This is a genomic window from Vibrio sp. B4-6 (assembly GCF_963888245.1).
In the GTDB taxonomy this organism is placed as follows: domain Bacteria; phylum Pseudomonadota; class Gammaproteobacteria; order Enterobacterales; family Vibrionaceae; genus Vibrio; species Vibrio anguillarum.
The window spans coordinates 33490-50253 of sequence record NZ_CAWPIM010000067.1; the positions used below are offsets into that span (position 1 = coordinate 33490).

At 43.9% G+C, this 16764-nt stretch carries 12 protein-coding genes; 6 read left to right on the forward strand and 6 right to left on the reverse strand.

Going from position 1 to position 16764, the window contains the following annotated elements; translation table 11 throughout:
- A complete protein-coding gene (locus AACV20_RS15575; protein WP_017049831.1) occupies window positions 1-903 on the reverse strand; it encodes a helix-turn-helix transcriptional regulator in 903 nt (300 codons plus the stop codon).
- A gap of 327 nt (window positions 904-1230) precedes the next feature.
- Between AACV20_RS15575 and AACV20_RS15580 the strand changes: the two genes are divergently transcribed.
- Both AACV20_RS15580 and manA read left to right on the forward strand, forming a co-directional pair.
- Window positions 1231-3129 (forward strand): PTS fructose transporter subunit IIABC, encoded by a 1899-nt coding sequence (locus AACV20_RS15580; RefSeq protein WP_017049832.1) that lies wholly within the window; start codon window positions 1231-1233, stop codon window positions 3127-3129.
- Between the two features lie 153 nt (window positions 3130-3282).
- Window positions 3283-4479 carry a mannose-6-phosphate isomerase, class I gene (gene manA / locus AACV20_RS15585; RefSeq protein WP_170907604.1) on the forward strand — a complete coding sequence of 399 codons (1197 nt, stop codon included), beginning with the start codon at window positions 3283-3285 and terminating at the stop codon, window positions 4477-4479.
- 94 nt (window positions 4480-4573) lie between these two features.
- Here manA and AACV20_RS15590 read toward each other — a convergent pair whose 3' ends face one another.
- From AACV20_RS15590 to gyrA, 3 genes are all read right to left on the reverse strand, one after another.
- Complete coding sequence (locus AACV20_RS15590) at window positions 4574-4750, reverse strand: hypothetical protein (protein ID WP_017042466.1); 177 nt, start codon at window positions 4748-4750, stop codon at window positions 4574-4576.
- 125 nt (window positions 4751-4875) lie between these two features.
- Complete coding sequence (locus tag AACV20_RS15595) at window positions 4876-6522, reverse strand: methyl-accepting chemotaxis protein (RefSeq protein WP_170907605.1); 1647 nt, start codon at window positions 6520-6522, stop codon at window positions 4876-4878.
- Between the two features lie 357 nt (window positions 6523-6879).
- A complete protein-coding gene (gyrA, locus tag AACV20_RS15600) occupies window positions 6880-9603 on the reverse strand; it encodes a DNA topoisomerase (ATP-hydrolyzing) subunit A (RefSeq protein ID WP_017049834.1) in 2724 nt (907 codons plus the stop codon).
- A 294-nt stretch (window positions 9604-9897) separates the two neighbouring features.
- On the opposite strand from gyrA, the gene ubiG reads away from it, so the two are divergent.
- From ubiG to yfaE, 4 genes are all read left to right on the forward strand, one after another.
- A complete protein-coding gene (ubiG, locus tag AACV20_RS15605) occupies window positions 9898-10605 on the forward strand; it encodes a bifunctional 2-polyprenyl-6-hydroxyphenol methylase/3-demethylubiquinol 3-O-methyltransferase UbiG (protein WP_017044298.1) in 708 nt (235 codons plus the stop codon).
- Between the two features lie 480 nt (window positions 10606-11085).
- The gene (nrdA, locus tag AACV20_RS15610; RefSeq protein ID WP_017046168.1) at window positions 11086-13368 is read left to right on the forward strand and encodes a class 1a ribonucleoside-diphosphate reductase subunit alpha; all 2283 of its coding nucleotides are present in this window, start codon (window positions 11086-11088) and stop codon (window positions 13366-13368) included.
- 68 nt (window positions 13369-13436) lie between these two features.
- Window positions 13437-14570 carry a class Ia ribonucleoside-diphosphate reductase subunit beta gene (nrdB, locus tag AACV20_RS15615; protein WP_010318364.1) on the forward strand — a complete coding sequence of 378 codons (1134 nt, stop codon included), beginning with the start codon at window positions 13437-13439 and terminating at the stop codon, window positions 14568-14570.
- Entirely contained in the window at window positions 14570-14848 is a 279-nt protein-coding gene (gene yfaE / locus AACV20_RS15620) for a class I ribonucleotide reductase maintenance protein YfaE (RefSeq protein ID WP_013857000.1), read from the forward strand. The genes nrdB and yfaE overlap by 1 nt, the downstream gene beginning before the upstream one ends.
- A 67-nt stretch (window positions 14849-14915) precedes the next feature.
- Here the strand turns inward: yfaE and AACV20_RS15625 are convergent, their stop codons facing one another.
- Both AACV20_RS15625 and AACV20_RS15630 read right to left on the reverse strand, forming a co-directional pair.
- Window positions 14916-15170 (reverse strand): hypothetical protein, encoded by a 255-nt coding sequence (locus AACV20_RS15625; protein WP_013857001.1) that lies wholly within the window; start codon window positions 15168-15170, stop codon window positions 14916-14918.
- A 263-nt stretch (window positions 15171-15433) separates the two neighbouring features.
- Complete coding sequence (locus AACV20_RS15630) at window positions 15434-16672, reverse strand: CinA family nicotinamide mononucleotide deamidase-related protein (RefSeq protein ID WP_170907606.1); 1239 nt, start codon at window positions 16670-16672, stop codon at window positions 15434-15436.
- Between the last annotated feature and the right edge of the window lie 92 nt (window positions 16673-16764).

A 16764-nucleotide genomic window follows, 5' to 3' on the forward strand; every position in this document is an offset into this window, starting at 1 on the left:
TTATTGCGACAGAGTTCGATATTCAGATGGAGTCATACCCGCTTTGCTTTTAAATACGCGGAAAAAATAATTCACATCTTGAAATCCACAGCGCGTGGCCACTTCGGCTAAACGAAAGGTGTATTTCTTCAACATAAATTTTGCCCGTTCAATTCTTACCCAAGTGATGTAATCAGCAAGAGTCATGTGTCCTTGTTGGCGAAACATGCGCGATAAATGGTTGGCAGAGATATTAAACCGCTGTGCGATGCTGTCACGGCAAATATTGCGATGAAAATTTTCTTGGATATAGATGCAGATACCTTGATATAAATCTTCACTGCGCTTTTTAGGAGAAGCGGTCGGTTGATCAAGCATTGTGGCGCTGTAACTCAACAGAGCCAACAACAAATGTTCGTCCATTGGGCTTTTCTGAGGCTCACGTGCTAATGCATTTAGCCCTTCGAGCATGTGATCAATCGCGTGCCCAGTACGCGTTGGGATACTGTGTTTCTGAACATCATAAAAACCACTCTCGCCTTTGTGTTTACTGACCAAACTAAACCCCATTTGACGACGGCCAAATAGCAAACTCAAGACCGAACAGCTCTCTTGCCAATCAGGTTTATTCCAGCAGTTCGGAGGTATATAAAGCGCATCACCAGATAAGATGTTGACCTTACTGATACCGTGTTCAATCTCTTCGATTTCGTTGCTATACACGCCGCTTAAAACCAATTCTAGACGAGGGAAATTGACTTGGTAACTGAACGCTGGCGGCGTTATTTTGTCCCCAGCAAACCATATTCGATTAAAACTTTCTCGCTCCGAGAGCAGCACTTCAATCACATTTTTAAATACTGGGATCACAAAATTCACCCTATACCCATCAATAAACGAGGCAACTATAATCCAATACCTCATGAATCACCAATCATTACGCATTCGATAACTCCGATCGAAAAAGCAAAATAATCAATTTATCTAATTGAATTAAAATAAAAAATTAATCATAAATTCAAATTATCACCCTAAAACCAAAATAAGAGCCTGATCACGTTTGCAGCCACAGGTTACAATAATCCAGTAAATGCCAGTTTCGTACACTACCACTGTTCACCCGAGGAGCTCACAATATCTCCAACAAAAAGCGCGGTGCGCAATAACAATATCCCCAAACAGTTTGAAGTTGCAGCCAACATGGCTCAGTTCTACGTGCGAAGGGGATAAAAACCATATAGGGGACGAAACATGATCACTCAACTCATTAATGAGAACTTGATCCTGCTTGATTTGAAAGCAACATCAAAAGATGGCGTTTTCTCAGAGCTGGTCGATGTACTGTTAGAACAAGGACGCATCAGCGATAAATCGCAGTTTTTAGCCGATATCTATGCTCGTGAAGAGCTTGGTAACACTGGATTTGAAGATGGTGTCGCGCTGCCTCATGCCAAAAGTTCCGCCGTTATCTCGCCTGCAGTTGTGATAGGCATCAGCAAAAGCGGTATCGAATATGGCGCGGAAGATGGCTTGCCTTCTAAATTATTTTTCATGATAGCCTCGCCTGATGGTGGTTCAAATCATCATATTGAAGTGCTGGCAGAGCTCTCTTCCAAGCTGATTGAAGAAGGGTTCATTGAACGTTTCTTAGACGCAAAAACAGAGCAAGCAGCGCTAGATTTGTTGCTACAAAAAACCGAAAAAGCAACCGATGTTGAAGCCAATAAAGGCTTTTTGATTGGCGTAACGGGCTGCCCAGCCGGTGTTGCACACACTTATCTTGCCGCTGAAGCGCTGGAAAAAGGGGCCGCCACGATGGGTTATCAAATTAAAGTCGAAACCAACGGTTCGATTGGGGTGAAAAATAGCCCAACGGATGAAGAGATCGCTAAAGCTGATGCGATCATCGTGGCTTGCGACAAGCAAGTTGACATGGTGCGCTTTGCGGGTAAAAAACTGATTGAAACTGGTGTTAAAGCGCCGATTCGTGATGCAAAAGGGTTGATTGAAAAAGCCCTCAGCGCACCAAAATATCAAGCCGATGCCAGTGCCAAGACTTTAGATGGGAAAGGCAAAGCGGCGCAAGCTCGCTCCGATTTATACCGCTATTTGATGAATGGTGTATCGCATATGATCCCATTCGTTGTTACTGGCGGTTTGTTGATTGCTTTAGCACTCGCTATTGGCGGCGAGCCAACCGAAGCTGGTATGGCCATTCCTGACGGCAGTATGTGGAATCAAGTGCTGAACGTCGGTGTGGTTGCTTTTACGTTGATGATCCCCATTCTTGCAGGTTACATCGCGTATGCGATCGCCGATCGCCCCGCTCTGACTCCTGGCTTAATTGGTGGTTGGATCGCTAACAACGGGTCATTCTACGGCGCAGATGCTGGTACAGGTTTTATCGGTGCCATTATTGCTGGCCTTTTAGTCGGTTATTTCATCAAATGGTTAACAAGCATCCATTTTCACAAGTTTATTCAACCACTTGTGCCAATCATGATTGCACCCATCGCAGGCTCACTCTTTATCTCTGGGCTCTTTATTTTTGTTATCGGCGCGCCGATTGCAAGCTTGATGGATGGCTTAACCGCACTACTTACGAGCATGAGCTCAGGTAACGTGATACTGCTCGGTATTGTGCTCGGCGGCATGGCTGGCTTTGATATGGGTGGCCCATTTAACAAAGTGGCATTCCTCTTCTCTGTTGGTATGATTGCCAGCGGTCAAACTCAATTTATGGGTGCAATGGCGTGTGCCATTCCAGTCGCGCCACTCGGCATGGCTTTAGCAACCGTTTTGGGCCGTAAACTGAACTTGTTTGAAGCCTCTGAAATTGAAGCAGGTAAAGCTTCCGGTGCAATGGGCTTGGTTGGTATCTCTGAAGGGGCAATTCCATTTGCCGCACAAGATCCGATGTCAGTCATTCCAGCAAACATCTTGGGGTCGATGGTTGCAGCGGTTATGGCGTTCACTTTTGGCATTACAAACAGTGTTGCCCACGGCGGTCCTGTAGTAGCATTGCTCGGTGCCATGAATAAGCCTTTGCTAGCTTTGCTTTGCATGGCAACCGGTGCTGTAGTGACAGGTGTTGTTTGTATCACTCTGAAAAAAATGCGCCAAGCGAAATTACAACAAGCAACGGCTTAATGATCAAGCACTCTCCCCCGAGAGTGCTTGATGTTCATCAACGCTGAGCTTCTGATTTTATGTTGTACTCCCGCTTTAACTCGGGAGTTTTTTATTTCGCTTACTCTATGTACTGCTGCTTTGTTTTTATTTTGATTTTTTGTGAGATGTACTATGACCAATAACAAACAACCTTTCTTTTTGATGGACAATGTCATCCAAAACTATGCGTGGGGAAGCACGACTTCGATTCAGCACTTGTTTGATATTGCTAACCCAAACAACGCTCCACAAGCAGAAATTTGGATGGGAGCACACCCAAATGGATGCTCACAAATTCATGTGAATGGAGAACCGGTTTCGTTGCTTGAGATGATCAACCAAGATAAAACAGCGTTTCTTTCTGCTGCTACTGCAACAACCTTTGGTGAGCTACCTTATCTTTTCAAAGTACTTGCCGCAGCGAACGCCCTTTCGATTCAAGTTCACCCAAGTAAGCAAGAAGCGGAAATTGGCTTTGAGAAAGAAAACCAAGCGGGGATCCCACTCAATGCCGGACATCGCAACTATAAAGATCCTAACCACAAGCCGGAATTGGTTTACGCCCTTACCCCTTATCAAGCGATGAATGGGTTTCGCCCAATCACAGAGATTGTTGAACACTTTCAAACGCTGAATATCAATGCGATTTCAACCCTAGTCGATGCTTTTGCACACAACCCAACATCACAAGGTTTAAAAACCTTTTTTAGTGCATTGCTATCATTAACTGGCGAGCAAAAAGAACATGCGGTGAATGCATTATTAGCGTATGCCCATCATCATTCAGGTGATGATCTTTTTGGGCTCATTTTAGAGCTGGCACAACAGTACCCCGGTGATATCGGTCTATTTTCTCCATTAATGCTCAATGTACTCACTTTAGCTCCGGGTGAGGCCATGTTTTTAGACGCCAGAACGCCACACGCCTACTTGAAAGGTACCGGGCTTGAAATCATGGCCAATTCAGACAACGTATTGCGCGCTGGCCTAACACCCAAACACATGGATATTGAAGAGCTCGCATCATGCACGCTATTTGAAGAAAAACCCGCTTCAAGCCTGTTATTGAAACCAATCGAAGAAAATGGAGCATTACTGTTCCCTGTCCCAGTCCGCGATTTTAAGTTTGCGATTTACCTCAATGCCGCGCAAGTTAACGTGAAAATCAACAGTGCCGAAATTATCTTTGCCATTGATGCTGATGCGACCTTAACCCATGACAATGGTGAGTCTCTAACCGTGAAAAAAGGTCACTCAATCTTCATCCCCGCATACGCTGAACATTATCAACTGTCATCACTTGGACGTGTCGCACGCGCGTATAATTAACAGCCGACGTGATAAACAAAAAAGCCAGCATCTGTTCTGCTGGCTTTTTATTTGGGATTATTACGAAAATTTGCGCTAATCGATTTGTGGGCAGTTAGATATTCTGCGACTGCTTCCAAACCGCCAGTTCAACCCACATTTGTTCGAGTTGTTGCAACTCTTCTTCTGTGAGCAGTGCTAAGGTCGTTTGAGATTCAGATGTCGGACCGTCTTTGAGAGAGCGAATCTGCGCATAAAAATCCTTCTTTAATTGCGATATCACAGGGTCCACAACCGATTCCTATAAAAACACTAAAATTCTCAAAAATAATACCATTTTTCATAGACATGTCTTATGTCGTGTTAAGTTATGGAATAGTTATCACATTTCTAATATCTAAGCCTAAAGTATCAAAATTACAATTTAAAATTATTCACTAGGCTATCGAGTTGCTTAGAAACTTTTTTCAAATGTTCGCTACTGACAGTGAGCTCCTCAGCCACTGTTGTTGTTTCCATGGTGAGATGATTAATATCTTCAACGGTGCGGTTGATTTCACTGACCACACTTGATTGCTCTTCCGTTGCCGTCGCCACTTGAATGTTCTGATCACTAATATTCTCTATATAAACGCGGATCTGTTTTAGCGAACTATTGGCATTTTCAGCTTGTTCAACCACCAACAAACTCTGCTCTCGGCCTTGGGACATCGCCCCAACCGCCCGTTTCGATTCTTCTTGTAAGTTATTAATGACTCTTTGAATTTCTTCGGTTGATGCAGCAGAACGGCTTGCTAAATTTCGCACCTCATCGGCAACGACCGCAAAACCTCGACCTTGCTCTCCCGCTCGCGCCGCCTCAATCGCTGCGTTCAATGCAAGTAAGTTCGTTTGCTCGGAAATGCTACGAATAGTCTCAAGTATCGAGCTGATGTTAACCACTTGACCAGCCAAAGAGCCTACGACTTGTGCAGCTTGCTCTAATTCAGTGATCAAATCTGCAATTTGCACTTGTGCTTTCTCTACTACAGTGGTGCCATTTTCCGCCTGATGAGTGGCCTGTTTCGCAACGTCGGCAGCTTGAGCTGCGTTGTTTGCAATTTCGCCTACCGTTGCGCCTAATTCATGAATGGCAGTGGCCACTTGAACTGTTCTATCACGTTGCGAAGTGCAGTTGTTTTTGGTTAATAGTGCCCGAGCTGAAACTTGGTTAGCCGTATTCGCTAATTCATAAGAACTTGAAGCCACTTGCTTGATCGCTACATGTACTTTCTCAATGAAGTCGTTAAAACTGTCGCTAATTTTCGATAACTCATCTTGACCACCTAAATCAATGCGAGCATCTAGCGCCATGTTTTCAGCTGCCAAAGCAATCGATTTTTGTAGGCTGGCCACTCGCGTTTTTAGGCCGATAACAATAAAGAATGAAGTGACAAACGAAATTAGCACGCCAATACCAATAATGATAAACATGTGATTTTGCCCTTGGGCATAACTCTTTTGGCTATTGACGTTCTGCTGTTTGGCCTGCTCTAGTAGCGAATCGAGGATCACATTGGCTTTTTTACGCAGTTCACCATAGGTAACCGCGTATTGATCTCGGTATATGTTGCGCGCCGTATCTAGATCGCCCTTTTCAAATGCTGCCAACATAGGATTAAGTTGAGTACTGACCATTTTTTCAAAGTCAGTCAACAGTTGCTGAACTTGTCTACGCTGTTCTGGATCCACTTGTGACTGAACTGCGTGCTCGACAGACTGCCTCATTTCAGGGATATCTTCGTCACGTGTCTCTTTCACGCGTATGAGGACACCCTTTTTATCTCTTAACGACGTCTCTTGAAGTAACATCATATCGATACCAACCCGCATACGGGGAATTCGAGAGGCAACTTCAGCCATTGAACGCATTGGCGCGGCCGTATTGAGATAGAGCTGTTCTGCCTGTCGTTGAATCGTCGACATGCTATTGAAGCTCGCCATTCCAACAATAATCAACGCAACGCAAGGTAATAACACCGCAAAAATTAATCGCGATTGTAAGGTAAACCGATTAGCAAACATCTTTTATATCCTTTTTAGTTGTAGCGCCATTATGTTATGGGGACAGATCTTAACCAATGAATGGTTTCTTATTTATTAAAAAGTTATCTTTTCTAGAACGTTTAAAATTAAATTAATGACTTTTATGACGTTAACTCAATAGCTAAGTATAGGCAATTTTAGGTTGAATGAGAGATGTGGAGTCAGCCGTATTTGTGGCACAGATGATCTTTTCAAAAAGACCACCACGATTTCAACGCTGAATGGAAATCCTTCACTTGTTGGATGGGCTGCTCGCTAGAAGTAAAAAGCCGAAGCAATCAATGCTCCGGCTTTTATTCTTTATCACCTTAGAATAAAGGTGGATATGTGAAACGATTACTCGTCTTCAGAATCGCTGCTCGGTTCAGAGTCAGTCTCTTCTGCGTCACTTTGTACTTCTAAAATTGCAACGCTCGCTTCACCTTCTGGCAATTCCTCACCTTCTGGTAACTCAACATCTTCAATTTCTTCAATACGTTGTAAACCTACGACGTTTTCATCTTCAGCGGTGCGAATCAAGGTCACACCTTGAGTATTGCGTCCCACTTGGCTCACTTCCGCGACGCGAGTACGAACGAGCGTACCGGCATCGGTGATCATCATGAACTCATCGCCTTCTTCAGTTTGCACTGCGCCGACAACTTGACCATTACGCTCAGACACCTTGATTGAAACAACGCCTTGAGTTGCACGACCTTTAGTTGGGTATTCCCCTAAGGTTGTACGTTTACCATAGCCGTTTTGTGTCACTGTTAAGATGTCGCCGTCATTTGAAGGAACAATCAGCGATACCACTTGGTCGCCTTCTGCTAGCTTCATACCACGAACACCAGACGCTGTGCGTCCCATGGCGCGAACACCTTTGAACTTAATTTCTGGCTGGCCATGTTCATCAAGAACAGGCTGACCATTTTCATCCAATACTGGCGTTTCTTCTGATTCTTTAAAGCGAACCACTTTACCAAATTTAGAAAACAGCATAATTTCACTGTTGCCATCGGTAATGTCCACACCAATCAAAGAGTCATCTTCACGCAAGTTAACCGCGATCAAACCGTTAGAACGCACGTTGGCAAAGCTTGAAAGTGATGTTTTCTTCACTGTACCGTCACCGGTCGCCATAAAGATAAACTTATCATCACTAAACTCAGTGACTGGCAAAATCGCAGTAATACGTTCCCCTTCTTCCAGAGGAAGAATGTTAACGATAGGTTTACCACGCGCTGTACGGCTCGCTAGCGGTAATTGATAGACTTTCAAACGGTATGTCTTACCACGAGTCGAGAAGCAAAGAATATGGTCATGAGTATTCGCCACAAGAAGACGCTCAATGTAGTCTTCTTCTTTCATCTTCGTCGCGCTCTTACCTTTACCACCACGGCGTTGTGCTTCGTAATCGCTGAGGATCTGGTATTTCACATAACCTGCATGAGAAAGTGTAACTACCACATCTTCACGAGCAATCAGCTCTTCCATGTCGATATCGTGAGTTGCCGCGGTAATTTCAGTGCGTCGTGCGTCACCAAAAGCATCACGAACAGTTTCAAGCTCTTCGCGGATCACTTCCATCAAACGTTCAGTGCTGGCAAGGATATGCATCAGTTCAGCAATTTCTTCCAGAAGAGCTTTGTACTCATCAAGAATTTTTTCGTGCTCTAAACCTGTCAATCTGTGCAGACGAAGTTCAAGAATTGCTTGGGCTTGTTGCTCAGTTAAGAAATATTTGCCATCACGGATACCGTATTCTGGTTCAAGCCATTCAGGACGAGCGGCATCGGTTCCAGCACGTTCAAGCATTGACGCTACGTTGCCAAGATCCCAACCACGAGCAATCAAGCCTTCTTTTGCTTCTGCTGGCGTTGCTGCGCGGCGAATCAATTCGATGATTTCATCAATGTTGGCTAACGCGAGAGCAAGTGCTTCTAGAATGTGGGCACGATCACGAGCTTTACGCAGTTCAAAAATAGTACGACGCGTCACCACTTCACGGCGGTGATCAACAAAGCATTTCAACATTTCTTTCAAGTTGAATAGCTTAGGTTGACCATTATCCAGCGCAACCATGTTGATGCCGAATGTTGTTTGTAACTGTGTTTGAGCGTAAAGGTTGTTCAGTACCACTTCGCCAACCGCATCACGTTTACATTCGATAACAATACGCATGCCGTCTTTATCAGACTCATCACGTAGTGCACTGATGCCTTCGACTTTTTTCTCTTTAACCAACTCAGCAATTTTTTCAATCAAGCGTGCTTTGTTCACTTGATAAGGGATTTCTCTGACGATAATGGTTTCTTTACCATTCTTCTCGACTTCGATATCCGCTTTAGAGCGCATGTAGACTTTACCGCGCCCTGTTTTATAAGCGTCGATAATTCCTTTGCGGCCACTGATTAATGCTGCTGTTGGGAAATCTGGGCCCGGAATGTAGTCCATCAACTCATCAATGGTGATGTCTTCATTATTTATATAGGCCAAGCAACCCTCGACCACTTCCGTTAGGTTATGGGGTGGAATGTTGGTTGCCATACCTACTGCAATACCGGATGAGCCATTCACCAGTAGGTTAGGAATTTTCGTAGGAAGAACCGCAGGGATCTGTTCTGTACCGTCATAGTTCGGTACATAATCGACCGTTTCTTTGTCGAGATCGGCAAGCAGTTCGTGGGCAATTTTTGACATGCGTACTTCGGTGTAACGCATTGCTGCCGCAGAGTCACCGTCGATCGAGCCAAAGTTACCTTGGCCATCGACCAACATGTAACGCAATGAGAACGGCTGCGCCATACGAACAATCGTATCGTATACAGCACTATCACCATGCGGGTGATATTTACCAATCACATCGCCCACAACACGGGCAGATTTTTTATATGGTTTATTCCAATCGTTACCAAGCACATTCATCGCGAATAGAACGCGACGGTGTACTGGTTTTAGGCCATCACGCACATCTGGAAGAGCACGACCCACGATAACGGACATCGCGTAGTCTAGGTATGAACCTCTTAGCTCATCTTCAATGTTTACGGGCGTGATCTCTCTAGCTAGATCGCTCATAGAGCCATTATCCCTCTATCTTTTGATCGTATATTCGATACGTACAAGGCCGAAAAATATAACACATAATTCACTACTTCGGCATCCCTTTCCCTTTCCTTTTATCAGGTTGTGACCTTTGTTGTGTATCAAGTGCCGAGAAATTGCACATTCATTCCATACCCGGCTGATTAATGGCCAAATTTTAGCCAAAAATTAATGAAATAAAGATAACCTGTAGCCTGTGATAATCAACTGGTTATAATACCCCACACAACTAAAGATGCCTATTTTGACAGCAAGAGCGAATCTAACATGACTAAAGCACAAAACGTTGATCTTAATGAAATTAAAAAGTTTGAAGAGATGGCGTCACGCTGGTGGGATCTGGATGGTGAATTTAAGCCACTTCATCAAATTAACCCGTTAAGATTGAACTATGTGTTAGTCAATGCCAACGGCCTATTTGGCAAGAAGGTGCTCGATGTTGGATGTGGTGGCGGAATTTTAGCCGAAAGCATGGCGCGAGAAGGTGCGCAAGTGACTGGCTTAGACATGGGCAAAGAACCGCTTGAAGTCGCTCGTTTACATGCTTTAGAAACCGGAACAAAGCTCACTTATATTCAAAGTACGATTGAAGACCACGCCGCTGACAACCCACACACATATGATGTTGTCACCTGCATGGAAATGCTTGAGCATGTTCCAGACCCATTGTCCGTTGTTCAAGCCTGCTCTGCGTTGGTCAAACCCGGCGGTCATGTTTTCTTTTCTACGCTCAATCGTAATTTTAAGTCTTACCTGTTTGCCATCGTGGGCGCAGAAAAGTTGCTACGCATTGTTCCAGAAGGTACACATGATCATGAAAAATTCATCCGCCCATCGGAACTGATTAAGATGATTGATAAAACAAACCTGCAAGAGCAAGGAATAACAGGCCTACTTTATAACCCGTTAACCGATACTTACCGTTTAGGGCGCAATGTTGATGTCAATTACATCGTTCATACTCAGCTTTTTTAAAGTCAGTGGTCATCTAATATGCCATTATCGATAGCGTATTGCTCACGTTAAAAATTAAGCCGAATAGCACATTTTTTCTCGGTTTCTAGGCTGTTTTTTGTGCTCTAGATTCCATTTTAACCACATCGAAAATCGCTCCCTTTTTTCCTCAAAGATCAAGAAGTTTTTTTTTGATTGTGGTTACATCTAAACCAAACTCAAAACGGTAATTTTCTACAATCAAATCGGCTCTTTGATCATCAGTAAGTGGGTACTAACTGTTTTTTTTATTTTTGCTAGTTATCCACAAGCTGTCCCAGATCTGTAACTTGAAATGAGCTTCAGATAGCACTATCTTGTAACTCGCAAAGCAAAGAACCCCTATATGTTGTGTTTGAACTACAATATATAGATAAATTCAGATCACAAAGCCGCGATGAAATTTACAACAATTCTACAAAAATACGGCCTTAATCAGTTTTGTTAGGGAAATGAAGCAGAATGAACCAAAAACTTACTGTCACCAAGCGTGATGGACGCAAAGAAACAATTGATCTTGAGAAAATCCACCGTGTAATCGCGTGGGCTGCGGAAGACCTGCACAATGTCTCTGTATCACAAGTAGAACTGAAAGCTCACATTCAGTTTTACGATGGTATTACGACCTCTGACATCCATGAGACTATTATCAAATCCGCTGCCGATTTGATTTCAGAAGAGACGCCAGATTACCAATATCTCGCGGCTCGTCTTTCGGTGTTCCATTTGCGTAAAAAAGCCTACGGACAATACGAGCCACCCACTTTGTACAACCATGTCTCTCGTTTGGTTGAAATGGGCAAATACGATAAGCACCTTATCGAAGATTATACTCGCGCAGAATTTGAAGAACTCGACACTTATATCGATCACGCACGTGACCTTAATTTTTCTTACGCCGCGGTAAAACAGCTTGAAGGTAAGTACTTCGTGCAAAACCGTGTGACGAAACAAATTTATGAGAGTGCCCAGTTCCTCTACATTTTGGTCGCCGCTTGCTTATTCGCGAAATATCCAAAAGAAAACCGTCTCGATTACATTAAGCGTTTTTACGACGCAACATCAATGTTCAAAATCTCGCTGCCAACGCCAATCATGTCGGGTGTGCGCACGCCTACCCGTCAATTTAGCTCATGTGTGTTGATTGAATGTGGTGACAGCTTAGATTCAATCAATGCCACAGCAAGCTCTATCGTACGTTATGTATCACAGCGTGCGGGTATTGGTATTAACGCGGGCCGCATTCGTGCATTAGGCTCGGAAATTCGCGGTGGTGAAGCATTCCACACGGGTTGTATTCCTTTTTATAAATATTTCCAAACCGCAGTGAAGTGCTGTTCTCAAGGTGGTGTTCGTGGTGGCGCAGCCACTGTCTTTTACCCTTTGTGGCACGGTGAAGTGCAGTCGCTACTGGTATTGAAAAATAACCGCGGCGTTGAAGAGAACCGTGTTCGTCATATGGACTATGGTGTTCAGCTCAATAAGTTGATGTATTCTCGCTTAGTCCAAGGCGGTAATATTACCCTATTCTCCCCTTCTGATGTGCCTGGATTGTATGACGCATTCTTCGAAAACCAAGACGAATTCGAACGTTTGTATGTTCAATATGAGAATGACACTTCGATTAAAAAAGAGACGGTGAAAGCGGTAGAACTGTTCTCCCTATTGATGCAAGAACGTGCCTCCACTGGCCGTATCTACATCCAGAACGTTGACCACTGCAATACGCACAGCCCGTTTGATGCGTCTGTAGCGCCTGTTCGCCAATCCAATCTCTGTTTGGAGATCGCACTGCCGACGAAACCGCTGTCTAATGTTGAAGATAATGAAGGTGAGATTGCGCTATGTACGCTTTCGGCATTCAACTTAGGTTCAATTCAATCTCTGGATGATTTCGAAGAGTTGTCTGATCTTGTGGTTCGTGCGCTAGATGCACTGTTGGATTATCAAGATTACCCACTGCCTGCCGCTTATAAGTCAACCATGAATCGCCGTACATTGGGTGTGGGCGTGATTAACTACGCTTACTATCTGGCGAAAAATGGCGTGAAATATTCGGACGGTAGTGCAAATGGTTTGACACACCGCACTTTTGAAGCGATGCAATATTACCTGTTGAAGGCTTCAGTCGCGTTAGCCAAAGAACAAGGCCGATGCCCTCTATTCCATGAAACAAATTATGCCAAAGGCTTGCTGCCTATAGACACCTATAAAAAAGATGTCGACCAAATTTGCGCAGAACCTTTGCATTATGATTGGGATGCGCTGCGCGCAGAGATCATGGAATTTGGCTTACGTAACTCAACGTTAACAGCGTTAATGCCTTCAGAAACCTCTTCGCAAATTTCCAATGCCACCAACGGTATTGAGCCTCCTCGCGGTTATGTTTCAGTAAAAGCCTCAAAAGATGGCATCTTGAAACAAGTCGTGCCGGATTTCATTAATTTGAAAGAGAACTATGAGTTATTGTGGAATATTGGTTCTAACAACGGCTATCTGCACCTAGTCGGCATCATGCAGAAATTTGTTGACCAAGCGATTTCTGCGAATACCAACTACGACCCCAGCGCGTATGAAAGTGGCAAAGTGCCAATGAAACAGTTGCTGCAAGATCTGCTGACGGCATATAAATTTGGTGTGAAAACCTTGTACTATCACAACACTCGTGATGGCGCGAAGGATGATCAAAAAGACGCAGTACAGGCACAAGATGATGATTGTGCGGGCGGCGGTTGTAAGATCTAACTCTATTTCACTCAACGTATTCAATAATGCTCCCCACGCAGGGGAGCTTAAAAGGGATTGAGGCATTTATGGCTTACAGTACTTTTTCTCAAAAAAAGAATGATCAACTCAAAGAACCGATGTTTCTTGGCCAATCGGTTAACGTGGCTCGTTACGACCAGCAAAAGTTTGAAATTTTTGAAAAACTGATAGAAAAACAGCTCTCGTTCTTCTGGCGTCCAGAAGAAGTTGACGTATCGAGTGATCGCATTGATTACAACAAGCTTCCAGATCATGAAAAGCACATTTTCATCTCGAACTTGAAATATCAAACGCTACTGGATTCAATCCAAGGTCGCAGCCCTAACGTGGCACTGCTACCGCTGGTTTCGCTTCCAGAAGTGGAAACATGGATTGAAACCTGGTCATTTTCAGAAACAATCCACTCACGTTCATACACTCATATTATTCGTAATATTGTGAATGATCCTGGCATTGTGTTTGATGACATCGTCGAAAATGAACACATATTGAAACGCGCAAAAGACATTGCACACTATTACGATGATCTGATCCAACTGTCTAATGACTACCACCGTTTTGGTGAAGGAACGCATCAGATTAATGGTGAGAGCGTCAAAATTAGCTTAGGTGACCTGAAACGTAAACTTTATCTTTGCTTGATGTCAGTCAATGCGTTGGAAGCGATTCGTTTCTATGTCAGCTTCGCCTGCTCATTTGCCTTTGCAGAGCGCGAATTGATGGAAGGTAACGCCAAAATCATCAAGTTGATTGCACGTGATGAAGCTTTGCACCTGACTGGTACACAGCATATGATCAACTTGCTGCGTAATGGACAAGACGATTTCGCTTTCTTACAAATCGCTGAAGAGTGCAAGCAAGAGTGTTTTGATTTGTTCAAAGCGGCTGCTGAACAAGAAAAAGAGTGGGCTGAATATCTGTTTAAAGATGGTTCGATGATTGGTTTAAACAAAGACATTCTGTGCCAATACGTTGAATACATCACCAACGTTCGTATGCAAGCGGTTGGTTTAGATATCGCCTACCCCGGCGCAACATCAAACCCAATTCCTTGGATTAATGCGTGGTTGTCTTCAGACAACGTACAAGTTGCACCTCAAGAAGCAGAAATCAGCTCCTACCTTGTAGGCCAAATTGACAATGAAGTTCGTGCCAATGACTTCGAGGACTTTGAGCTGTAATGGCGACCATTAAAATCAACAAAGTTACAACCATAGAATCAAACTCTTCCAATACTTTATTGGAAAGTATGGAGAGTGCGGGGCTAGAGCCAGAGTACAACTGTCGCGATGGTCACTGTGGTGCCTGTCGCTGCACGCTCGTTAAAGGCGAAGTGGAATACGTTGGTTTTGCGATGGCTTACACAGAGCGCAACGAAATATTGCCCTGTATTTGTAAAGCCAAAAGCCATGTGGAACTTGCTGGTGTTAATTATCGACCCAAAGCAAGGCGAGCCTAATCTCGATCTGCCAATAGTGCACTGTTAACGCATCACACATTGGCGCGTTAAAAAGGTAAAGCCAGAGCTATGCTCTGGCTTTATACATTCCTAGAAGAATGCCATCAGCTGTACCCATTGATACGGATTTGTTAGCGATTTCTCTGCCATCCCCATCAAACAATGAAAGTCTATATCCTTGATAGCTAGGCGTATCTAAGTCTGATGGAGCGTTGAGCCACAAAGAAACAACATCACTCATTTCATTACTCAATGCCTCACCTAAGATCACTTTTTGACTTGCAACTTTATACCAAACTAAAATTTTCGATTGGTTAAACATGTCAGCCTCCTGCTGAATTTCATCGAGCGGACTGACAGTGTACAGAGAAAAGATGTGTAAAAAAGACCCAATTTTGAAACAATTTTATCTGATGCGTGAAATCATGAGCTTAGTCTTTAGACGAAATAATCATAAGCTAAGCACCTCACCGAACCTACGGAATAAGCCAAAAAATCATGCAGTTACCACCCGATACAATTTAAATGTAAAGCACTTAATTATCAAAAACTTAGGTTTAAAAATACGCTAACACATTGAGTTAATTAGCCAATAACGCTCGCAGGTAAAAACATCTCTTTGACGGAGATCAATGCCCCATACTGAGCAAAAATAGGCTTATTCGATAAATAGCGGCGTAACATATCAGCCGCGATGGTCCCCATTAACTCCCTCTGCTCATCGGCGCTGTAACGACGCTTGAATTTGAGGATCTGTCCCCACTCTCCCTGCGGAGCCGATAAAGCTAGGCTAAATTGATCATCATTTAATACACCAGTCACGAGCGATAACGAAGTAGAACACTTTTCCTTCGTTGCGCCAGCAAGCGCTAATGACGCCGCGAGTGGATCTTGATCGCCTAAGCCCGATTCAACGTTGCGGCTCAAAATCCAGCAGTGACCGCTCAACGCTTCCACTTGCTCATTACTTAACAACCAACTGGCGAGCCAACCTTTGGTCGCTTGTTCTGCAATAGAGATCGATAATCCTTTGTCTTGCATTAAATGACCGATATGCGTGAGCATAGGTTCATCGACACTCACAACATGTTGTTCCAAATGCTGGTAGATGATCTGTAGTAGTTTTACTCGGCGTTCTAAATCACTTTTCGGACCAAACAATTTCACCTCAATAAAAGGCAGATAAGAACGATACCCCAGCATATACCCTTCCGGTAAGACTAATTTATCCAACTTATCTGAAATGGCCGATTCCGATGAACCCAGAGTGAATAAACGGCTGCACTCTAATCCCGTTTGTTGTGGGTATGTCGCTAGCAAGTCAGGTAAAATCTGTTCAGAGACCATCAGCTTAAACTCTTTGGGTACTCCGGGGGTGAAATAACAAACACAATCATTAATCTGAACTTTAAAGCCGCAAGCCGTCCCTATTGGGTTATCAATGATGTCAGAGAACTCAGGTAACATCGCTTGTTTGAGGTTACTTTCTGGCATCACAACACCACGCTGCGCAAAAAATTCGTCCAGTTTTTGCTTCCACAGCACAGACAACACCAACTTTTGGTCCGCCGCTTGAGCCGCCGCCGCCGCACTTAAATCATCAGACGTTGGGCCGAGCCCGCCATTTACGATCAATACATCATTATTGAAACTAAGCATCAGTAACTCTTCAACCAAGGCTTGCTCGCTATCGCCTACCGTTGATCGTTTTACTAACGAAAAACCCTGCTGGAAGAACTCACTGGATAACCAAGCAGCATTGGTATCGACAATATCGCCATGGAGCACTTCCTCACCCGTGCTTAACATTGCTATTTTCAACATATCATGGTGTCCTTTTGTGTACGCTTACAGGTGTGCTATCAATCAATACGGCAGAGAATAAAGTGCAATATATAACGCTTTGAATGCTATTT